This is a genomic window from Pseudomonas sivasensis, from assembly GCF_013778505.1.
In the GTDB taxonomy this organism is placed as follows: Bacteria; Pseudomonadota; Gammaproteobacteria; order Pseudomonadales; family Pseudomonadaceae; genus Aquipseudomonas; species Aquipseudomonas sivasensis.
Window position 1 is genome coordinate 187,883 of sequence record NZ_JAAOWU010000004.1, and the last position, 20,988, is coordinate 208,870.

Below are 20,988 nucleotides of genomic sequence, written 5' to 3' on the forward strand. Positions count from 1 at the left end.
CGCCTTAGATCATTTCTTCGCCGCCCTTCCCACCGAGAACGATTTCTCCGGCTTCGGCCATACGGCGGGCAATGGTGAGGATTTCTTTCTGCGCGGTTTCTACGTCGCTGACGCGCACCGGGCCTTTGGCTTCCAGGTCGTCGCGCAACAGTTCGGAAGCACGCTTGGACATGTTCTTGAAGATCTTCTCTTTGACGCCTTCGTCCGAGCCTTTGAGGGCAAGCACCAGCACGTCGGAGGACACTTCGCGCAGCAACGCCTGGATGCCACGATCGTCGACATCGGAGAGGTTGTTGAACACGAACATGAGGTCTTCGATCTGGCCGGACAGGGTGTCGTCGATCTCGCGGATCGAGTCCATCAACTGGCCTTCGACCGAGCTGTCGAGGAAGTTCATGATGTCTGCCGCACGCTTGATACCACCCAAGGTGGTCCGCGAGGCATTCGAGTTGCCGGAGAACTGCTTCTCCAGGATGGTGTTCAATTCTTTCAGGGCCGCCGGCTGCACGGTGTTCAGCGACGAGACGCGCAGGATGATGTCCAGGCGCACTTTATGGTCGAAATGGCCGAGCACTTCACCGGCTTGGTCCGGATCGAGGTACGCCACCACGATGGCCTGGATCTGCGGGTGTTCAAAGCGGATCACGTCGGCGACGGCGCGCGGTTCCATCCACTTGAGGCTGTCCAGACCGCTGGTGTTGCCGCCCAACAGGATGCGGTCGATCAGGCCGTTGGCCTTGTCTTCGCCCAGGGCCGAGGTGAGCATCTTGCGGATGTAGCTGTCGGAGCCGACGCCCAGGCTGGTCTGGTCGCCGACGATCTCGACGAACTCGCTCATCACCTGCTCGACTTGCTCACGGTGCACATTGCGCATCTGCGCCATGGCCACGCCCACACGCTGGACCTCTTTGGGCCCCATGTGGCGCAGCACTTGGGCGGCATCGGTTTCACCGAGCGACAGCAGCAGGACTGCGGCTTTGTCGACCTTGGTGAGCTTGGCAACAGCGGCTCGATCACTCATCTGCGTTAATCCACTCTTTCACGACCTGGGCCACACGGCCCGGGTCTTCTGCTACCAGACTTTTGATTGCGTTCAACTGAGCGTCGTAACCTTCGCTCGGGCTTGGCAACAGGATGCTTTGCGGGCCGCCGAGGCTGACGCGGTCGTTGGCCAGTTCGCCGTCTAGGCCGCCCATGCCACCCAACTCGACGTCACTGCCGCCAAACGCCGCCAGCTGTTTGTTCTTGCCGTTGCCGGTGATGTTGTTGAGCACCGGGCGCAGCACGCCGAACACCAATACCAGGATGAACAACACACCCAGCACTTGCTTGACGATGTCCCAGAACCACGGCTGGGTGTAGAACGCCGCTTCGGCGATGACTTCACCGCGCTCGGCGGAGAACGGCATGTTGATCACGCTGACGCTGTCACCACGACTGGCGTCAAAGCCGACGGCGTCCTGCACGAGGCGAGTGAAGCGCGCCAATTCGTCGGCGCTCCACGGCGCACGGGTAACGGCGCCATCCGCCGCATTGACCTTGACCTGGTCATCGACCACCACCGACACCGACAGGCGATTGACGCGACCCTGCTGCTGCTTGGTGTGGCTGATGGAGCGATCGAGTTCGAAGTTCTTGGTGGACTGGTTACGCTTGTCCGCCGGGTACGGGGCGAGCATCGGTTGGCCGGTGGCCGGGTCCATGATCTGCTGGCCGTTGGCGTCCAACAATGGCTGGCCGGGCTGGATCGCGCCAGCGGTGGCAGCAGCGCCACCGGTGGTTTGCGGGGCCGAAGCCGGGGCTGGTGGCTGGTTGCTCAGGGCACCCGGCACACCTTGCGGACCATTGCTGGCGGTGCGTTGTTCGCTGGTGGACTGTTCGCTGCGCAGCGCTGGCTGGTCCGGGTTGAACTGCTCGGAGGTCGACTCGACGGCACTGAAGTCCACGTCGGCGGACACCTCAGCCTTGTAGCGGTCGTTGCCCAGCACCGGTTGCAGGATGTTGTGCACACGCTGGGTGAGCATGCTTTCCATACGGCGGCTGTAGTCAAATTGCTTGCCGGCCTGGGTCAGGGCGGAGTTTTCCGCCATGTCGGACAGCAGGTTGCCCTTCTGGTCGACAACGGTGATTTGCGACTTGCTCAGTTCGGGAACGCTGGTGGCCACCAGGTTGATGATCGCCAGAACCTGGCCAGGCTCCAGCGAACGGCCGGAAAACAGTTCCACCAGTACCGAGGCACTTGGCTTGCGCTCGTCGCGCACAAATACCGAGCTTTTCGGAATGGCCAAGTGCACACGGGCGCCCTTGACGTTGTTCAAGCTGGAGATGGTGCGGGCCAGCTCGCCTTCCAGGCCACGACGGTAGCGCGTGGCTTCCATGAACTGGCTGGTCCCGAGGCCCTGGTCCTTGTCGAGGATTTCAAAACCGATATTGCTGTCGGACGGCGTTACGCCGGCAGCGGCAAGCTTCATGCGCGCACGGGCCACGTCATCGGCCTTAACCAGCAGCGCGCCAGAGTTAGGCTCTACGGTGTAGGCGATGTCGGCGGCGGCGAGGGTTTCCATGATCTGCTTGGAATCCATGCCCGCCAGGCTGCCGTAAAGCGGACGGTAATCGGGTTGTTGCGACCACAACACCACGGCGAAACCAATCGCCACGCTGGCAGCCAGGCCGACCATCAGGCCCACCTGACGCAACATGGTCATTTCCGAGAGGTTTTCCAGGAACGACAGGCCAAACAGCGGCGGCTTGCCGTCTGCCTTGGCGGGTACGTTGTCGGAGACTGCTTCTGCCATGACTTAAATCTCGCCCTTAAACCGGCATCTGCATGATGTCTTGATAGGCCTGAACCAACTTGTTACGCACTTGGGTCAGAGCCTGAAAGGAGACGCTGGCCTTTTGCGAGGCGACCATCACATCGGTGAGGTCCACGCCGCTTTTGCCGATCTCGAACGCGGTGGCCAACTGGCTGGAAGCTTGCTGGGTGTCACTGACTTTGTTGATGGCCTGGCCGAGCATGTCGGCGAAGCTGCTTTGGCCCAATTCCGGCGCTGGCGCGACGGATTTCGGTTGAGCCATGGCATCCATTTGCATGGAGCGCATATCCAACATCAACCGATTGAACTCAATACCCTGGCTCATGAACTTCTCTCTCCAACCCGCAAATTTTTGACACTACGCAGCGATTACTAGGGGAGGTAGCAACAAGGGTGCCAGCTCTGTATCAACTCGTAAGAAAAGGCGACAAACCTTATCGACGTTGTTACCGGTTATGTGGCGAACAGATACGCCTCGACGTCCATCCCGGCGTCGCGCATCTGCGCCAGCTTGTAGCGCAGGGTGCGCGGACTGATGCCCAGACGCTCGGCGGCCTCTTTGCGACGGCCGCGCTCGGCGCGCAGGGTGTCGATGATCATCTGGAATTCGCGGCGACGCAGGTCGTCCCCCAGGGCACCGGCAGACTCAGCCTCTGCAACCACCGGCGTGGGCGCCAAGGTAGGCAATGGGGCCGCACCACTGCCCATGGCCAGGCAGAAATCCTGGGGCTGGATCAAGCCACCCTGTTGCAGAATCAGCGCGCGCTGGATGGCGTTATCCAACTCGCGCACGTTGCCCGGCCAGGGATAGCTGATGAGACACGCTTGCGCCTCGGCCGAGAGCCGCGCCTGGGCGTGCTTCATTTTTTTGACGTGGTTGTTCAGCAACCGCTCGGCCAGCGGAATGATGTCCGCCGGACGCTCACGCAGCGGGCGCCAGGCCAGGGGGAATACTGATAGCCGGTAGAACAGGTCTTCGCGGAAGCGCCCCGCCGCCACTTCGCCAGCAAGGTCGCGGTTGGTGGTGGCGACCACACGGATATCCAACTGGATCGGTTTACGCGCACCGACGCGCTCCACTTCGCGCTCTTGCAGCACCCGCAGCAGCTTGGCTTGCAGGCCCAGAGGCATTTCCGAGATTTCATCCAGCAGAATGGTGCCGCCATCGGCCTGTTCGAACTTGCCGGCCTGGGCCGCGATGGCGCCAGTGAACGAGCCTTTTTCATGACCGAACAAGGTGGCTTCAAGCATGTTGTCGGGGATCGCCGCGCAATTGATGGCGATGAACGGTTGTTTGGCGCGAGTGGATTGCTGGTGGATGTAACGTGCCAGCACCTCTTTACCGGTACCGGACTCGCCGGAGATCAGCACCGTGGAATCACTGCGCGCCACCCGGGCCGCCAGCTCAAGCAATTGCGCACTGGCCGGCTCGAAGGCAATCGGGCCTTCGCCTTCGTTGGCAGGGATAACACCCAGGGCGTGCCGCGCCACCAGTTCGATCAGCGCCTTGGGTTCGAACGGCTTGACCAGGTAATCCGCCGCGCCTTGGCGCATAGCGTCCACCGCACGCTCCACCGCGCCGTGAGCGGTCATCAGCAACACCGGCAGTTGCGGCTGGCGCGCGCGCAGCAAGGCCAGTAACTGGTGGCCGTCCATGCCGGGCATGTTCACGTCACTGACCACCAGGCTGAAGGTTTCCTGCTCCACCGCGTCCAAGGCGTCCTCGGCAGAACCGACCGCCCGGTAGTCATGACCCGCCAACAGCAGCGTGTCCGCCAATGCTTCACGCAGGGCGCGATCGTCTTCCACCAACAGAACCTTGATAGCCATTACTTTTTACTCCGCGCTTGCCGCGCATGAAAACAGCGGCAAGCTCATCAATGCACACGTGCCACGCCCCAGTCGGGAATGCAGCTGCAATTCTCCCTGATGGGCACGCGCCACAGCCTTGACCACGGTCAGGCCGAGGCCGGTTCCATTGGTCTTGGTGGTGAAAAAGGGTTCGCCAAGGCGCTTAAGCACCACAGGATCAATGCCAGCACCGCTGTCGCTGATGCACAGGCGCAGGGTTTGCTCGCGGTTGTACAGGTGCACCTTGAGCCGTGCGCCCGGGCCGCTGGCCTGGATAGCGTTTTCGATCAGGTTAAGCAACGCGCCCACCAGGGTGTCGCGATTGCACAGCAACTCGCCAAGGTGGCTGTCGCACTGCCAACGCACCTGAGTGTCTTGAATATGGGTGGCCGCCGCCGCTTGCAGGGCCTGCATCAATTGGGCAGGTGTCACGCGGTCAGTCAGCGGCAATTCGCCGCGGGCAAACACCAACATGTCGCGTACCTGATGCTCCAGTTCGTGCAGGCGCTCTTTGAGACGACCAGCAAACCGCTGCTGTGTGGCAGCGGGCAATTGTTCATCAGTCAAATGACTGGCGTAAATCAAGGCCGCCGACAACGGCGTACGGATCTGATGCGCCAAAGAAGCGACCATTCGGCCCAACGAGGACAAACGCTCGTGGCGCGCCAATTGGTCTTGCAGGTGACGGGTTTCGGTCAGGTCGTTGAGCAGCACCAATTGCCCTGGCTCAGCGTCCAGGGAACGGGTAGCGATGGACAGGCGGCGCCCGTCTTTAAGGGAGATTTCGTGACCATCATCCTCGCGCGGCGCAAAGCAGCGGGTAATGACGTGGCGCCACAGCTCGCCTTCCAGCGGCAGGCCGAGCATGTCGCAGGCTGCCGGATTGGCTTCGCGCACGCGGCCCTCCTCGTCAATGACGATAACGCCACCGGGCAGCAGCGACAGCAGGTTCTGCAGACGGTTGGCCAAGCGCTCTTTCTCGGCCAGCTCTTGCATGCGCTGGGCGCTAACTACCGCCAGTTCGCCTTTCAGCTCGCAGACCCGGGCCTCCAGCAGGCTGTAGGAATCAGTCAGTTGGCTCGACATCTGGTTGAACTGCGAGAACGCTTGTTCAAGACCCTGGCGGGTCTGCGGTTCTACAGGCGCAATCAGTCCCTGGATGGCAGGGGCCGAAGATAGTTGGGCGGCGTGGGGCATCATGCTCTCTCGCTTGGCTGACCGTCAGTTAAACGGAACGTTGCGAGGGCTGTAGCAATACTTGTGCCGAAAAAAAACCGCTGATTAATCAGCGGCTTGAAAAACAGGCGTCAATCATCTGCCTGTTCATCACCTTCTCGGCGGCTCATACCGTACTTGCGCATCTTTTCCACCAGGGTGGTTCGACGGATACGCAGGCGCTCGGCGGCACGGGCGACAATGCCGTTGGCGTCGTCCAGGGCCTGTTGGATCAAGCCTTGCTCCAGGTTGCCGAGGTAGTCTTTGAGGTCGAGACCTTCCGGCGGAAGCATGGCGGTAGAACCGAAGTCCGGGGTATGGCCGTTGATGGCGACCCGCTCTTCCATGTCACTGCGCAGACTGTCGACCATCTGCTCGTCTTCGTCGTCGACGTAGCGGAATTTCTTCGGCAGCTCGACCACGCCGATCACACCGTAGGGGTGCATGATCGCCATGCGCTCCACCAGGTTGGCCAGCTCACGGACGTTGCCCGGCCAGCCATGGCGGCACAGGGACATGATCGCAGCGGAGTTGAAGCGAATCGAGCCGCGCTTTTCGTGTTCCATGCGCGAGATCAGTTCATTCATCAGCAGCGGGATGTCTTCCACGCGCTCACGCAGCGGGGCCATCTCGATTGGGAAAACGTTTAGGCGGTAGTACAAGTCTTCACGGAAGCTGCCCACCTCGATCATGCTTTCGAGGTTCTTGTGGGTAGCGGCGATGATGCGTACGTCGACGCTCTGGGTCTTGTTGCTGCCCACGCGCTCGAAGGTGCGCTCCTGCAATACGCGCAACAGCTTGACCTGCATCGGCAGCGGCATGTCGCCGATTTCGTCAAGGAACAGGGTGCCGCCGTTGGCCAGCTCGAAACGCCCGGCACGGCTGGTGATCGCCCCGGTAAAGGCGCCCTTCTCATGGCCGAACAGTTCGCTTTCGAGCAGCTCTGCAGGGATCGCCCCGCAGTTGACCGGCACAAATGGCCCGTCGCGGCGCTTGGAATGGTAGTGCAGGTTACGCGCGACCACTTCTTTGCCAGTGCCCGACTCGCCGAGGATCAGCACGCTGGCGTCGGTATCGGCCACTTGCTGCATCATCTGGCGCACGTGCTGGATGGCGCGGCTGGTGCCGACAAGGCTGCGGAATAGATTAGGTTCGCGGTGGCGACCGCGCTCGCGGGCCTGGTCGTACATCTCCCGATAGACCTGGGCACGGTGCAGGGAATCAAGCAATTTGCTGTAGCTGGGAGGCATTTCCAGGCTGGAAAGCACGCGGCGGCGCTGGTCTTCCGGCAGCTCAACAGAAGAAATATCTCCAATTAGCAGGACCGGAAGGAACTCATCCCACGTAGACAGTGTCTTTAACAAGCCCAAAACAGCGCCTGGAGCGTTTACTGTCCCGATCAGCACACAAATGACATCACGGCTCGATGACAATGAGCTGGCCGCCTGCTGCCAGTCATGGCTACCGCAGGGCAGATTTTCTTCGCCAAGAAAATTCAAAATCACCGCCAAGTCGCGGCGGCGGACGCTATCGTCATCGATCAGCAGAATTTTGGTTTCACGCCACATGCAATAGCAACTTCCCTAGTAAAACTTCCTGCCCCGAGATTGAGGGCAATCGAGGCGCCTGTAAGACTTCTTACCTTATAGACGTCTGAAATCTGAAAACAGCACTAGTTAAGTCAAAAATGCTGGCACGGTCAAATTTATGACGCGCCGGTAGGATTAACTTCGACTGTTCAGCCGAACAGATGGTAAACCTTTGACGCATTTTTCGCTTGGTTGATCTGCGACATCTCTTCGAAAATCGCCTGGCGTTCGCCGGTCGTCACCTCAAGCAATTGCTGGTATACCGCCAACAAACTCTCAAGCTTTTCACGCAACGCATCCTCATCCACCGGTGCTTCGCTGAGCACCTGCTCGATCACGTCGCGACAGCCCATATCCAGCTCGCCAATGGCGTCCCAGTTACGGTCTGCCAGCGCGCCCATCAGCGCCTCACGGGTTTCATCAATGCGTTGCAGTGCTTGGCTCATGACGTGTTCCTCAAGGCACCCAGGCCTTATTCTGCTGCAGCCTGTGGCGCGCCAATCGCATCCCAGCCTTCTTTAACGGTAATCATCAAACGAGCAACTTCGTCGATCATGTCAGCGTCGTTATGCAGGTTGGCTTCCATCAGACGGTTGGTCATGTACGCATACAGACTTTCCAACTGCTGAACGTAAGCCGGGTTATCACTCTTATCAGCGTTCAGGCCGTCACGCAGGCCGATCACGATATCAATGGCCTTGCCGAGCATCAGCCCCTTCTGTGCGATGTCGCCACGCGCCAGCGCGCCCTTGGCCTGGGCCATGCGGTCGAGCCCGCCTTCCATCAGCATCTGCACCAGGCGATGAGGGCTGGCTTCGGAGATCTGAGCATGGGAATTGACCTTCTGGTATTGGCGAAGGGCTCTCATGGGATTCATGTTTCTACCTCGTGACGGGCGACAGCGAAAAGGATTCTAGTAACCAATATGTCGACGGGTTCGCAAAAAGCTTTAGGGCCAGTTGTCCCGCGATAAAAAAAGGCCAGGCAGATTGCCTGGCCTTTTTCATGCGCAGGCATCAGCTATTGGTTTTGGGATTGTTCAAGGCGTTGAGCGTGGTCATGACGCTGGTGCTTTGCTGGCGCAATTGGGCGACCAGGGTGTCCATGGCGTTGTATTTGGCCGACAGGCTGCTGGTGAGCAGGGTCATGCGCTCGTCGAGGGACGACTGCTGCTTGGTCAAGTCTTTGAGTGTGTCGGACAAAGACGTGGAGCGCGTAGCCAGGATGCCCGTCGTGGACTTGGCGTAATCATCCGTAGCGCTTTTCATGCGCGCCAGCATGCCGTCAGGGCCGCTGAACATACTGTTGATATCGGCTGCGTTGGTTTTTACCGCCGCGTCCCACTTTTTGTCGTCCAGGGCCAACAAACCGTTGCTGGAACTGGTGGTGACACCAAATTGAGCCAAGGACTTGAACTTGCCTGTTCCCGACAGCTGGTTGAACTCGTTACGAATTGCCGCCTGCAACGAGCGCATGGTGGAGTCACCGGTGAGGCTTGCCGCCGTGGTGCTACCATCCAGGTTAGTGGTGACCTTGGTTTCAGCGTTCATCGCAGTAATCAGCGCATTGTAAGTATCTACAAAACCCTTGACCCCTGATTTGAGTGCCGCGTTGTTGGTGCTTACAGTAATCAGCGTGGCGGTTCTATCTGGGTCCTTAGCTGTGTCACCCGCCGTCTTGAGCGCCGACACCGATACCAGCTTGATATTCACGCCGCTCAATGCGCCTTCGATGCTATTGGTCTTGGAGACCGAAGCAACACCGTCGATGCTGTAAAGCGCATCCTTGGGCTCATCAACTACTGTAGCGCCGACATCCAAGCCCGAATTACCCGACAGCTTCAGATCAGACCCCGTACCCATGGTAGTCGAGGTCAGGATCAATCGCGATCCGTTGGAGTCAGTCTGGATGTTCGCACTCAACCCCGACGTGCCGAACTGGGTATTGATCGAATCACGCACCTGCTGCAGGGTCGCGCCGACGGGGATACTGACATCGTAATTCTTGCCGGACTGGCTGATAGTTAATGTCGTCGGCTTGTCAGTGGCATTCACCACGGTCGATGTGCCGCCTTTGAAGGTTTGAGACGACAATTTCGATGCCTGCGCCAGCTGACTGACAATTAATCGAAAGCTGCCGTTCGAGGCCGTATTACTCGCAGTCATGGTTGCAACTTTTTCGTCCGAAGACGAACCGGTCAAACCGGTGAAGCTGGAACTGGTTGCCATGTTGTCCAGTGCACCACGAAACGCATCCAGCGCGGCCTGAATCTTGCCGATCGAAGACAGCGTGGTGGTCGCCTTCTGAGACGCGGTATTGATCTGCGTTTGCTTGGGCACCTTTTCGGCGTTAACCAAGGATGTCACGATCGCTTGCGTATCGATGTTCGAACCGATACCACTTACCGTTGAACCCGCCATCATCTATCTCCTGTTCGGTGGCTGCCGTTATCTTGACTTATTACGCCTCAAGACCGGACAGCAACAAGTTTCATGCCAGCTCAGGCCTTGTCGTCAAACAACAGGTTGCTTGCGCTGCTGAGGTTCTGTGCCAGCTTCAATGCTGTTTCCGACGGAATCTGGCGAATCACTTCACCATTGTCGGTATTGATGACCTTGACCACCACACGGTGGGTGGAATCATCAATGGAAAAATCGAGGCTACGCTGGGTAGCTTGAACGAAATCGCGAATATCGGTGACTGCTTTTTCCAGGTCGGCGCGTGCGGGCTCTTGGCTAATCGCGGGCGTTGCCTGGACATTCACAACGTTGTTGTCAGCCACTACCTTGGCAGGTGCGCTTTGAGGTGCAACCGGCGGATAAGACTGGTTCAGCTTTACACTCATGTCCATGTCCAATCTCCTCTAAACCGAAAAAACGGAAGGGCACGTAGACGCGCCCTTCCGTTAGTTACCAAGCGCTGGGATTACTGAAGCAGCTTCAGTACAGCGGATGGCAGCTGGTTAGCCTGCGACAGGATCGCGGTGGAAGCCGACTGCAGGGTTTGTTGCTTGGTCAGTTCGGCGGTCTCGGAAGCGAAGTCGACGTCCTGAACGGTGGAACGTGCAGCGGTGGAGTTCTTCTGAATGTTCTGCAGGTTGTCTGCAGTGGTAGTCAGACGGTTCTGGGTAGCACCCAGACCCGAACGCACGCTGTCGATGGTGCCGATGGCCTTGTCAATTACAGCCAGGGCGTTCTGAGCGCTGTTGGCGTCAGTTACGGTGGTGTCAGAGATGGCAGTCTTCTCTGCCACAACGCTGGCTTTACCGAACAGAGCGGTTACACCATCACCACCAGCGCCGGCAGCCAGGGAGTAGCCTTTAGCCGAATCAAGCGAGACTTGACCGGTAACGGTGGACGCTGCTGTATCCGACAGGGGGGTGAACTTCTCAGCAGGAGGAGTAGCTGTATCGAATGTGTATTCGCCCTTACCGTTTTTGGCGTTTACAGAAACAGCACTAGCATCCGTGCCCGCACCGAATACCAAATTTTCGCCAGAATCGGATTTGATTTCCAAGGTATCGTTAATTTCGTCATAGTTGACGCTGATACCCAGTTTAGCGGAGTTGGACTTCAGCTGGTCAGCCAGGCTAGCGTTATCGGTAACACCGATGAAGTTCACCGCTTTACCATCACCAACAGTAAGCGTGAAGTTGGCAGAGGTCGGTGTCGCTGCACCAGTGGTCTTGGACGTATCAACACTCAGCTTGACCTCGGTGCTGGCGCTCGCAGTAAGGCCACCGATCGAACCATTGAGCTGAGCAGCAATGCTTTTTGCGGAAGCCCCTTCAAGGTAGCTTACGGTTTTGGTCTGGCCGTTACCTGTTACAGCGATGTCGCCTGCAGCCAAACCTTTTTCGGTGATAGTGACGTCAGAACTTTTAATCTGCTGCGAACCAATTTTGTTGGCAGCAACGTTTTCCAGGCTCAGGTTGATGGTTTCGTTAGCGTTGGCGCCAACCTGAATAGCCTTGGTACCGTACGAACCGTCCAGCAGCTTCTGGCCACCGAAAGTAGTGGTCTGCGAGATACGGGTCAGTTCAGCAGTCAGAGCCTGGTATTCGTCGTTGTTCGACTTACGGTCGTCATTGCTGAGGGAGCCAGTAGCGGAAGACAGAGCCAGGGTACGCATTTTTTGCAGGATGTCGGTCGAAGCCTGCATCGCGCCTTCAGCGGTCTGAGCGATGGAGATACCGTCGTTCACGTTTTTTACTGCTTGACCCAGGCCGTTGATTTGGCTGGTCAGGCGGTTAGCGATCTGCAGGCCAGCTGCGTCGTCTTTAGCGCTGTTGATACGCAGGCCGGAAGACAGGCGCTGCATGGAAGTGGCCAGGGCGCCGCCAGCTTTGTTCAGGTTGCCCTGAGTAGTGATCGAAGCAATGTTGGTGTTTACTGTTAAAGCCATGACGAAATCCTCGTTGGATGGATACTGCGGCTTCCGGCCCTGGCAACCGCCGGGTGTGGCCTGAGAACCTACGTAATAGTTATCGTCGTGGTAGGCAGTTGCTTGAGGATTTTTTTGATTTTTTTTACTGGCGCCGTGCCACCCTTTGCAATTCAACGGCTTACATCAGCTCAAAACCCCGGATTCATTGGCTTTTCTGGCGCCAAATAAAAAACGCCGATGATCTCTAGATCATCGGCGTTTTTTTATGCAGCCTATTAAAGCGTCACGGGCGATACAGAATCGCCGAACCCCACGACAGACCCACACCAAAACCGCTGATTGCCACGCGCTTCCACTTGGCGTCCATCACGTGCTTTTCCAGCAGCAGTGGAATGCTCGACGACACGGTGTTGCCGGTCTCGACCATGTCCTTGATGAACTTGTCCACCGGGGCATCTTCAAAACGGCGTGCCACGGCATCAACGATGGCCGCACTGCCCTGGTGAATGCAGAACGCGTCGATCTCATCAGCCTTGAGGTCCGACTCGTTGAGCAGTTCGTGCAAATGCGCCGGCACCTTGAGCAAGGCGAAGTTGAAGACCTGGCGACCGTTCATGAAGAACACGCCATCACTGACCTTCAAGTGCGGTGCGCCGGAACCATCGGTGCCGAATTTGGACTTGCCCAGCAACCACGGCGCGTCTTCACCCATCCAGGTGGCGGTAGCGGCGTCGCCGAACAGCATGGTGGTGTTACGGTCTTCCGGGTCGACGATCTTCGAATACGGGTCGGCGGTGATCAGCAGGCCGTTTTTCAGGCCAGTGGCTTCCATGAAGCCCTTCATCGCGTAGATACCGTAGACGTAGCCGGAGCAGCCCAGGGAAATATCAAAGGCCGCCACATGCGTCGGCAGGCCCAGTTTGTCCTGGACGATCGCGGCGGTGTGGGGCAAACCCTCTTCATCACCGTTCTGGGTGACGACGATCAGCGCATCAATCGATTCGCGCTTCAGATCCGGGTTGTTGGCAAACAAAGCGTTGACCGCCTCGACACACAGATCGGAGGTTTCCTGCGCGGCTTCCTTGCGCGGCAGGAACGCAGAACCGATCTTGCCAATGATGAATTCTTCATCCTTGGCGAATTTGGCACCCTGGGCGTAGTTATCGATCCCGTCTGCCGGCACGTAACTGGCGATGCTTTTTATGCCAATCATTGTGGCTTCCCAATACTAAATAGCTGGAGAACACCCCGAGGACTGCGCCCGGAGTGCTGACAATAAAGGGGATAACCCCATAAAAATCTCGCTGAAAGCCGCCCCGCAAGGACCCTGTGACGACTTATCCTTTTCACACGATACAGTGAAGATGCGCTTTATGACTCACAGGTCACTCAATTTTGTGCGCTTTATGCAAAACGTTTCAACAATTTAACCCCAGAAACGACAACGGCCCGCCCTGTTTCCAGAGCGGGCCGCTTGACTTGGCGCCACTTACATCTTGTTGAACAGGCTCAACTGCGAGACTTTCACGAACGCCAGCTGCGAGGCTTCGAGCATGGTTTGCTGAAGCGTCAGGTTGATCGCCGCCTCACCCATGTCGACGTTGGCCAGTGCACTCATGGTCGTGGTGTTGGCCAAGCTGATGCTAGTGTTTGCGCTGGCCTGCACCGTCAACGCATTTTCACGCGCACCGATGGAGCCACGTACGTTGTCCACTTGGTCGGCCGAGCTGGTCAGGTTACTGACGGCGGCGTTGAGGGCGTCCTGAAGCTTGACCCGCGCGCCCGGAATGCCGTCCGCCGGTTGTTCCAGAGCCTTGCGCAGTTGACCTAGCGTATCGAGGGCGTTCTGGGTTTTCTGGGTGGTGTTGCCCACCGAAAACTGGTCGCCAACGTTCGGCGTGCCGCTCAGTTCGAAGGTAACGCCTGCCGCCGTGATGGTGCTCGGGCCTGGCGGGGTGCCGGTGCCGGGAGTGATGACGCCATTGTCCACGATCGGTTTGCTGCCGGCGGTATACGGCTGGGCATAGACCTTGTAGGCCGTCGGGTCGGTGTCGTCGAACTTGATCAATACGCCGCTGTTAGGAAACGTGCTCGAATAGTTGGCCGCACTGCTGACGCTGGCATTGGTCAATTGCGCGCTGGAAGTGTTGCTCGGGGTTCGAGCGATGTTGAACCCGTCAGGCTTGGCACTGAGGCTGAACTCACGCCCCTTGACCAGCGCATCGGCATCAGGCCCGGTGGCAAGGTCGGTCAGGTCTACCGTGATATCGAACTTGACGCCACGCAGGTTGACGCTGGCGCTGCCTTCCTTGGTGGAGTCGAACGTCCCGTTACCGGCAACCTGCGAAGTAATGTCGTTGTTGTCTTTGTCGGTAATGACGTACTGGGTGCTACTGGTGAACGTCAGTTTGTACGGCTGGCCGTCGGCAAACTGCCGGGTGTAGTCGGAACCCGAAGTCACAAGGCCGCTCGATAAGGCGACCTTGTGGTCGTCGACCAGCGGCGGCGAAATCGCAGGCGCCACCGGCGCAGTGGCAGGCGCGAGGTAATTGGACTGGGTGCGACTGGTGTTGACCGCCCCTTCCAGGATGGTCTTGCCGGTGTCGCCGGTGCGAACCGTCAGGGTCTCGGATACCTGCAGGCTCAGCTCGTTCTCGTCGCCCTGATAGCTGTAAGTACCATCGTTGTTGCGCGAGTACGGCGGCGTGTCGGTCTTGGAGCCTGAGAACAGATAATTGCCGGCCGAGTCCTTGCTGTTGAGCAAGCCCAACAGTTGATCCTCAAGCGCGCCCACCTCAACCGAAATGGACTTGCGGTCAGCATCACTGGTCACGCCACCGGCACGCAGCGCCAGTTGGCTGCCGGCCTGGATCGTGGTGTTGATCGCATCCAGGATGCTTTCTTCGTTAGTCAGCTTGTTCTGAATACTGGTGATATTGCCGCTGTACTGCGACAGCATATCTTTCTGCTGTTGCAGCATCAGCAAGCGCTGGGCAGCCACCGGATCATCGGCGGCGGTCTGCACACGCACGCCGGAGCTGGCCTGCTGCTGGGCCTGCACCACACCTGAATAATTGTTCTGATACTTGCTGGCACTGGTGTCGAAATACTGCTGTGTAGAAATGCGCATCGTCCCAGACTCCCTTAAAGACTATTGATCAGCGTGCTGAAGGTTTCTTGCGCAGCCTTGATGATCTGCGACGACGCTGTGTAGTACTGCTGGAACTTGATCATGTCGCCCGCTTCTTCATCCAGGTTGACCTGGGATACGGAGTTGCGTGCGTTCTTGTTGGCCGTCAACAGCGCGTTGGTCGCTGTGGTGTCTGTGGTGGCCGCTGCGGCCTTGGCGCCGACGGTCGAGACCAACTTGCTGTTGGCCCCCACCAGGCTGGTGCCGCCACTGCCATCGGCCGCGAGGCCTACGGTTGACTTGGTCTGCAGGTTGAGCAGGGCCTGGGCGTTACGGTTGTCGGACTTGCCGGAGGCATTGAACGAGAAGGAGGTGCTGTCGCCGTTCGCTGGCGAACCGCCCACCGTGGTGTCGAAGCTGAAGCTCTTGGCTGGCGACAACAAGACACCGCCGGCATCGCGCATCGGCACGCTGATGCTGATCTTGTTGGCCTGGCCTGGAATGATAGTGCCGGAGCCGATCGGATCACCCTGGGCGTTGCTGAGGGTGTAAGCCTGAGTGCCATCGGCCGCGGGTTTACCAAAGACCATCGTCACCGGCATCGAGTGCTCAATGCCCGTACGCAATTGCGCGGTGTCGGCGCCACCCTGGATATCCAGAGGCACTGTGAGGGTCGGCGGCGTAAAGGTGCCGGTGCCCTGGTTGGTTTTACCCGCCTCGCCCTGCAACGGCGCGGCAAAGGCAATCTTGCTCGGATCGCTGAGCACGGTGCCGATTTCCTTGGCGCCGTTGGCGGTCGGGCTGACCTTGAAGCTGTCACCCGCCTGCACTGCGCCGCTCTGGACCGCCAGGGTGAAACCGTCGATAACCGGCGGCGGCGTGGCACTCAGGTCATAAGTGCCCATAGCCTTGCCGTCGGATCGCAGGACCGTCACCTTGTTGAGATTGGTCACATCGTTGAAGCTGACCTTGTAATCGAAGTTGGTCAACTGGCTGCTGTCTTTGATCGTCACGCCCAAGGCGCCGTCGCCCAGGTTGCCTTGGGCCGCCTGGCTACGCAGGGCAACGGAGGCTGCGTTATTGATGTCGGTGAACATCGAGGCGCCGAACTCGCCATTGAGGTCCAGGCCTTGGCCCAACTGGCTGTTGAGCGCATCGGCAGTGACAATCGCGATACGCCCCAAGTCATTGATTGCCGGCATCAGCGCATCGCTGCGATAACGCAGCAGGCCACCGATGCTGCCGCCACTGATCACGTTGCCCAAGTCCAGGGCGGTACCGCCCGGCGCATTGAGCTGGATCGTGTACTGGCTGGTGTCGCTCTTGCTCGGCACCGCGGAAATGCTGCTGGACTGATCGCCCAGCACCAGGGACTGGCCACTGCCGGTGCTGAGGCTGAACACGCCGTTCTTTTCCGTGGCGGTCACGCCAATCAACTCATTGAGCGAGCGCACAGCCTCGGCACGGGAGTCCAGCAGGTTGGCCGGGGAGGTGTTCGACGAACCCTGTACCTGGGCGATCTGCTTGTTGAGGGACGCAATCGACGACGTCAGTTGGTTGACCTGATCGCTCATCGAGGTCAACTGGCTGTTGATGGTCTCTTTCTGCTGGCTCAACTGGCTGGAGATGGTGTTGAACCGGTTGGTCAGGGTCTGGGCATTCGTAAGCAGGATCTGACGGGCCGAAGCATCGTTCGGACTGGCCGAGGCGGTCTGCACCGCCGCGAAGAACGAGCTGAGCACGGCGGACATGCCGGTGGTCTTGTCCGACAGGGTCTTGTCGACCGCACTGATCTGGTCCAGGTAAGCCTTGGCATCGCTGTTGAGCGAGGTGCTGTTCTGGTAAGCGGTGTCCAGGTATTCGTTGTAGACCCGGCGCACGTCGGCCAGGGTGGTGCCGCTGCCGATGAACACGCCGCCGTACTGATTCGACGCGTTCGCGCTCTGGGTGGTCTGCTGACGCGAATAGCCCGCGGTATTGGCGTTGGCGATGTTGTTACTCAAGACCGACAACGATCCTTGAGCGGCGTTAAGCCCCGACATCCCGATATTGAGCAAACTCATGGTTCAGACCTTATAAATGAGTGGTCGCGCCCGCGGCAGCGTAATTCTGATAACTGTTCATCGTTTTTGCGATCTGCGAAATCTTGCTGGCGTAGGCCGGATCGGTGGCGTAACCGGCTTTTTGCAACTCGCGCACAAACTGTTCCGGGTTGTCGGCCGACTTCACAACTTCTTTATAGCGATCATTGCTTTGCAGCAATGTCACCAGGTCGTGGAAGCTGTCCTGGTAGGAGTCGTAGGAACGGAACTGCGCCGTTTCCTTGACCATCGCGCCATCGCGAAACTCGCTGGTGATCGCACGCGCCTGACCGCCCTGCCAACTCTGGCCGGCCTTGATGCCGAACAGGTTGTGACTGCTGCTGCCATCTTCGGCGCGCATCACCGATTTGCCCCAACCGGTTTCCAGGGCGGCCTGGGCCACCAGGTACTTCGGATCGATACCAATGCGCGCCGCAGCCGCCTTGGCCATCGGCAGCATGGTGGCGACAAATTCGTCCTGCGAACTGAACGCCTTCTTCGCCGGTGCCAGCGGCGGCTGGGCCACGGCACGGCTGTAGATCTGCATACGGTCGCTGGGCACCGCAAAACTGCGAGCGGTGCTATTGACGACGTTGTCATCGGAGGCACTGTTACGCAGCGGCGCGGCCTTGGCCTCGGTCGCCACTTGGGTGCTCGGAACGATGCCGGCGAGCAGGCGATCGGTCAGCTTGCTTGGCAAGGCGATCCGGCGCTGGTTCATCAGCTCCATATCGTTGCTATGGGCAGCAGCGGCACCGGCCTGGGGCTCTGCCACGCGGTAGGCCCACAACGGACGCTGGCCATTGGAGCGACCCAGCGGACCCTGGGCCTGGGTGCCGGCGGCAATTTCCGTCGGCACGTCGACTTTCTTAACCGGTTCAGCGGCTGCCGGGCCCTGCAAAGTGGCCGCAGCGGCGTCCACCGGTTTGTTCTTCTGCATCTGGCGCATCAGCACGTCGGCGAGGCCGATACCACCGCCCTCACGGGACAACGACACCGCCAGTTGCTGGTCGTACATCTCCTGATATTGCTTGGCCGCAGGCGTGTTCATCGGGTTGTCTTTGCCCAGGGCCTCGGTGGCCGAGCGCATCGACTTGAGCATCTCGCTCAAGAACAGCGACTCGAACTCCTGCGCCACCTTGCGCATATTGCCTTCGCTGTTCTTGTCGTCGCCGACCTTGAGCTGATTAAGCCGGTTCAAGTCGGAGTAAGACCCCGAGTCCGCCGTGCTGCTGATCCCGCTCTTGCGCATATCCATGGCCACGGCCTCAGATTACGATCAGGTCGGCTTGCAAGGCGCCGGCCTGTTTCAGGGCTTCAAGAATTGCCATCAAGTCGCCTGGCGCAGCGCCCACCTGGTTCACCGCGCGGACAATCTCATCCAACGTGGTGCCAGGGCCGAACTTGAACATCGGCTTGGCTTCCTGCTGAGCATTGACCCGCGAGCGCGGCACTACCGCCGTCTGGCCATTGGACAACGGCCCAGGCTGGCTGACGATCGGGTCTTCGGTGATGGTCACGGTCAGGCTGCCGTGGGTCACCGCTGCCGGCGACACCTTGACGTTCTGGCCGATCACGATGGTGCCGGTGCGCGAGTTGATGATGACTTTGGCCACCGCCTGGCCTGGGTCGACTTCAAGGTTTTCCAGGATCGACAGGTAATCCACACGCTGGCTTGGGTCCAGCGGCGCAGTTACACGGATCGAGCCGCCGTCGATGGCCTGGGCCACGCCAGGGCCGAGCATGTCGTTGATCTTGTCGACCACGCGCTTGGCGGTGGTGAAGTCGGAACGGTTGAGGTTCAGGGTCAGGCTGTTGCCTTGGTTGAAACCACTGGGCACGGTACGTTCCACCGTGGCACCGCCAGGAATGCGACCGGCCGATGGCACGTTGACGGTAATCTTCGAACCGTCACGACCTTCGGCGTCAAACCCACCCACCACCAGGTTGCCCTGGGCGATGGCATAGACGTTACCGTCGATACCTTTAAGCGGCGTCATCAGCAGCGTGCCGCCGCGCAGGCTTTTCGAGTTACCGATGGAGGCCACGGTGATGTCCACCACCTGACCCGGCTTGGAGAACGCCGGCAAGTCGGCACTGATAGACACGGCCGCGACGTTCTTGAGCTGCACGTTACCCGAGCCCGCCGGCACCTTGATGCCGAACTGCGAGAGCATATTGTTGAAGGTCTGCAGAGTGAACGGAGTCTGGGTGGTCTGGTCACCCGTGCCGTTGAGCCCCACTACCAGGCCGTAACCGATCAACTGGTTGGAACGCACGCCGGAGATGCTCGCAATGTCTTTCAGGCGCTCGGCCTGGGCGACAGCGCTTAACGAAAGCAGGAGTGCGGCAGCCATCAGCTGTTTGAGTTTCAAAGTGGCCACCTAGAAAGGGAACAGCGGGCTAAGGAAGAAACGGTCGAACCAACCCGGCTGGCTCGCATCAGCAAACGAACCCGTACCCGAGTAGGTAATGCGTGCATCGGCAATCCGTGTCGACGGCACGGTGTTGTCGGTGGCGATGTCATCGGCACGGACCATGCCGGCGATGCGCACCAGTTCATCACCGGTATTGAGGGTCATCCACTTTTCACCGCGTACCGCGATGATGCCGTTAGGCAACACGTCGGCCACGGTCACGGTGATCGAACCGGTCAGTGTGTTGCCTTGCGCCGCAGCGCTCTTGCCGTTGGTAGCACGGTCGCCGCTGTAGCCGGCATCGAGGCTCAAGTCACCGCTGCCCAATGGGTTATTGGTGTTCGGCACACCGCCGAACAGCGAGGACAGGCCAATGCTGGCCTTGCTGGTCTTGCCGATCTGCGAGTTGGCGTTCTTGCTGGCCTGGGTCCGCTCGTTAAGGGTGATGGTGATGATGTCACCAACCCGGAACGCCTTGCGGTCGCTGTACAGGTTCTGTTCGAAACCCGCCTGGTAGATCGAGCCATTGTTGGCCGCCGCCGGCAACGGCGTGCGCGGCAACACCGGCGCGTAGTACGGGTCATTGGGTTTGGGCGTCGGGGCGACACAGCCCGCGAGCACGGCAATCCCACTCAATGCCAAAACGGAAACATAGCGATTCATGACCCATACCTCACGGTGTTGCAGGCGCCTTCAAGAGCGCCCCATAGACTTGATTACAGATTCTGCGTTACGAACGAGAGCATCTGGTCGGCGGTGGAAATCACCTTGGAGTTCATCTCGTAGGCGCGCTGAGTGGTGATCATGTTGACCATCTCTTCAACGGTGCTCACGTTGGAGGTTTCCAGGGTGCTTTGCAGCGTGGTGCCGAAACCGTTCAGGCCAGGGGTGCCGATTTGCGGCGCGCCGCTGGAGGCGGTTTCCAGGAACAGGTTATTACCCATGGCCTGCAGGCCAGCCGGGTTGATGAAGTCGGCGGTTTGCAGGTTGCCGATCACTTGCGATGCCGGGTTACCGGCCACGGTGATGGACACGGTGCCGTCGTTGCCGACGGTGAAGGTCTGGGCGTTGTTCGGCACGACGATGGCCGGTTCCAGGGCGAAACCGTTGGCCGTCACGATCTGGCCGTTGGCGTCCAGGTGGAACGTGCCGTCACGGGTGTACGAAGTGGTCCCATCCGGTTGCAGGATCTGGAAGAACCCCTTGCCGTTGATAGCCATGTCGAGCGGCTGGCCGGTTTGCTGCAGGTTACCGGCGTTGAAGTTCTTCTGGGTGCCGACGATTTGCACACCGGTACCCAATTGCAGGCCCGACGGCAATTCGCTGTCCTGGGTCGACTGGGCGCCTGGCTGGCGCTTGATCTGATAGAGCAAGTCCTGGAACTCGGCGCGGTCACGTTTGAAGCCCGTGGTCGACACGTTGGCCAAGTTGTTGGAAATGGTGGTCAGGTTGGTGTCCTGGGCGGACAGACCTGTTTTGGCAACCCATAGAGCCGGAAGCATG

General features: G+C 59.3%; 18 protein-coding genes. All 18 read right to left on the reverse strand.

The annotated features are described in order from the left end of the window. Positions 1 to 4 precede the first annotated feature (4 nt). The 18 genes from fliG to flgG all read right to left on the reverse strand — a co-directional run bounded on the left by fliG (position 5) and on the right by flgG (position 20,987). The gene (gene fliG / locus G9Q84_RS09840) at positions 5 to 1,021 is read right to left on the reverse strand and encodes a flagellar motor switch protein FliG (protein WP_032887877.1); all 1,017 of its coding nucleotides are present in this window, start codon (positions 1,019 to 1,021) and stop codon (positions 5 to 7) included. Further along, positions 1,014 to 2,795: a flagellar basal-body MS-ring/collar protein FliF gene (gene fliF / locus G9Q84_RS09845; RefSeq protein ID WP_032887876.1), complete on the reverse strand. Its 1,782-nt coding sequence runs from the start codon at positions 2,793 to 2,795 to the stop codon at positions 1,014 to 1,016. The genes fliG and fliF overlap by 8 nt, the downstream gene beginning before the upstream one ends. A 16-nt stretch (positions 2,796 to 2,811) precedes the next feature. Beyond that, entirely contained in the window at positions 2,812 to 3,141 is a 330-nt protein-coding gene (gene fliE, locus G9Q84_RS09850) for a flagellar hook-basal body complex protein FliE (protein WP_017134937.1), read from the reverse strand. 128 nt (positions 3,142 to 3,269) lie between these two features. Continuing rightward, entirely contained in the window at positions 3,270 to 4,646 is a 1,377-nt protein-coding gene (locus G9Q84_RS09855) for a sigma-54-dependent transcriptional regulator (protein WP_122754429.1), read from the reverse strand. Between the two features lie 6 nt (positions 4,647 to 4,652). Next, the gene (locus tag G9Q84_RS09860) at positions 4,653 to 5,864 is read right to left on the reverse strand and encodes a sensor histidine kinase (RefSeq protein ID WP_032888090.1); all 1,212 of its coding nucleotides are present in this window, start codon (positions 5,862 to 5,864) and stop codon (positions 4,653 to 4,655) included. 110 nt (positions 5,865 to 5,974) lie between these two features. Further along, positions 5,975 to 7,450, reverse strand: a complete 1,476-nt coding sequence (locus G9Q84_RS09865; protein WP_032887872.1) for a sigma-54 dependent transcriptional regulator — start codon at positions 7,448 to 7,450, stop codon at positions 5,975 to 5,977. A 170-nt stretch (positions 7,451 to 7,620) separates the two neighbouring features. Next, positions 7,621 to 7,917 carry a flagellar protein FliT gene (gene fliT / locus G9Q84_RS09870; protein ID WP_028617332.1) on the reverse strand — a complete coding sequence of 99 codons (297 nt, stop codon included), beginning with the start codon at positions 7,915 to 7,917 and terminating at the stop codon, positions 7,621 to 7,623. A gap of 26 nt (positions 7,918 to 7,943) precedes the next feature. Next, positions 7,944 to 8,348 carry a flagellar export chaperone FliS gene (gene fliS / locus G9Q84_RS09875; protein ID WP_122754430.1) on the reverse strand — a complete coding sequence of 135 codons (405 nt, stop codon included), beginning with the start codon at positions 8,346 to 8,348 and terminating at the stop codon, positions 7,944 to 7,946. A 139-nt stretch (positions 8,349 to 8,487) separates the two neighbouring features. After that, positions 8,488 to 9,891 carry a flagellar filament capping protein FliD gene (gene fliD / locus G9Q84_RS09880; RefSeq protein WP_122754431.1) on the reverse strand — a complete coding sequence of 468 codons (1,404 nt, stop codon included), beginning with the start codon at positions 9,889 to 9,891 and terminating at the stop codon, positions 8,488 to 8,490. Positions 9,892 to 9,971: 80 nt separating this feature from the next. Next, complete coding sequence (locus G9Q84_RS09885; protein WP_122754432.1) at positions 9,972 to 10,322, reverse strand: flagellar protein FlaG; 351 nt, start codon at positions 10,320 to 10,322, stop codon at positions 9,972 to 9,974. 74 nt (positions 10,323 to 10,396) lie between these two features. Further along, positions 10,397 to 11,875, reverse strand: coding sequence for a flagellin N-terminal helical domain-containing protein (locus G9Q84_RS09890; protein WP_122754433.1), 1,479 nt, complete (start codon positions 11,873 to 11,875; stop codon positions 10,397 to 10,399). 265 nt (positions 11,876 to 12,140) lie between these two features. Then, positions 12,141 to 13,070 (reverse strand): ketoacyl-ACP synthase III, encoded by a 930-nt coding sequence (locus tag G9Q84_RS09895; protein ID WP_032887863.1) that lies wholly within the window; start codon positions 13,068 to 13,070, stop codon positions 12,141 to 12,143. Between the two features lie 276 nt (positions 13,071 to 13,346). Beyond that, on the reverse strand, positions 13,347 to 14,987 hold the full coding sequence (locus G9Q84_RS09900) for a flagellar hook-associated protein 3 (RefSeq protein ID WP_122754434.1): 1,641 nt from the start codon (positions 14,985 to 14,987) through the stop codon (positions 13,347 to 13,349). Between the two features lie 14 nt (positions 14,988 to 15,001). Next, on the reverse strand, positions 15,002 to 17,050 hold the full coding sequence (gene flgK / locus G9Q84_RS09905; protein WP_181643240.1) for a flagellar hook-associated protein FlgK: 2,049 nt from the start codon (positions 17,048 to 17,050) through the stop codon (positions 15,002 to 15,004). Between the two features lie 10 nt (positions 17,051 to 17,060). Next, complete coding sequence (flgJ, locus tag G9Q84_RS09910) at positions 17,061 to 18,326, reverse strand: flagellar assembly peptidoglycan hydrolase FlgJ (protein WP_032887857.1); 1,266 nt, start codon at positions 18,324 to 18,326, stop codon at positions 17,061 to 17,063. 10 nt (positions 18,327 to 18,336) lie between these two features. Next, the gene (locus tag G9Q84_RS09915) at positions 18,337 to 19,425 is read right to left on the reverse strand and encodes a flagellar basal body P-ring protein FlgI (RefSeq protein WP_081797739.1); all 1,089 of its coding nucleotides are present in this window, start codon (positions 19,423 to 19,425) and stop codon (positions 18,337 to 18,339) included. Between the two features lie 27 nt (positions 19,426 to 19,452). Then, a complete protein-coding gene (gene flgH, locus G9Q84_RS09920) occupies positions 19,453 to 20,148 on the reverse strand; it encodes a flagellar basal body L-ring protein FlgH (protein WP_032887854.1) in 696 nt (231 codons plus the stop codon). A gap of 53 nt (positions 20,149 to 20,201) precedes the next feature. After that, a complete protein-coding gene (gene flgG, locus G9Q84_RS09925; RefSeq protein ID WP_032887852.1) occupies positions 20,202 to 20,987 on the reverse strand; it encodes a flagellar basal-body rod protein FlgG in 786 nt (261 codons plus the stop codon). Position 20,988: the final 1 nt, after the last annotated feature.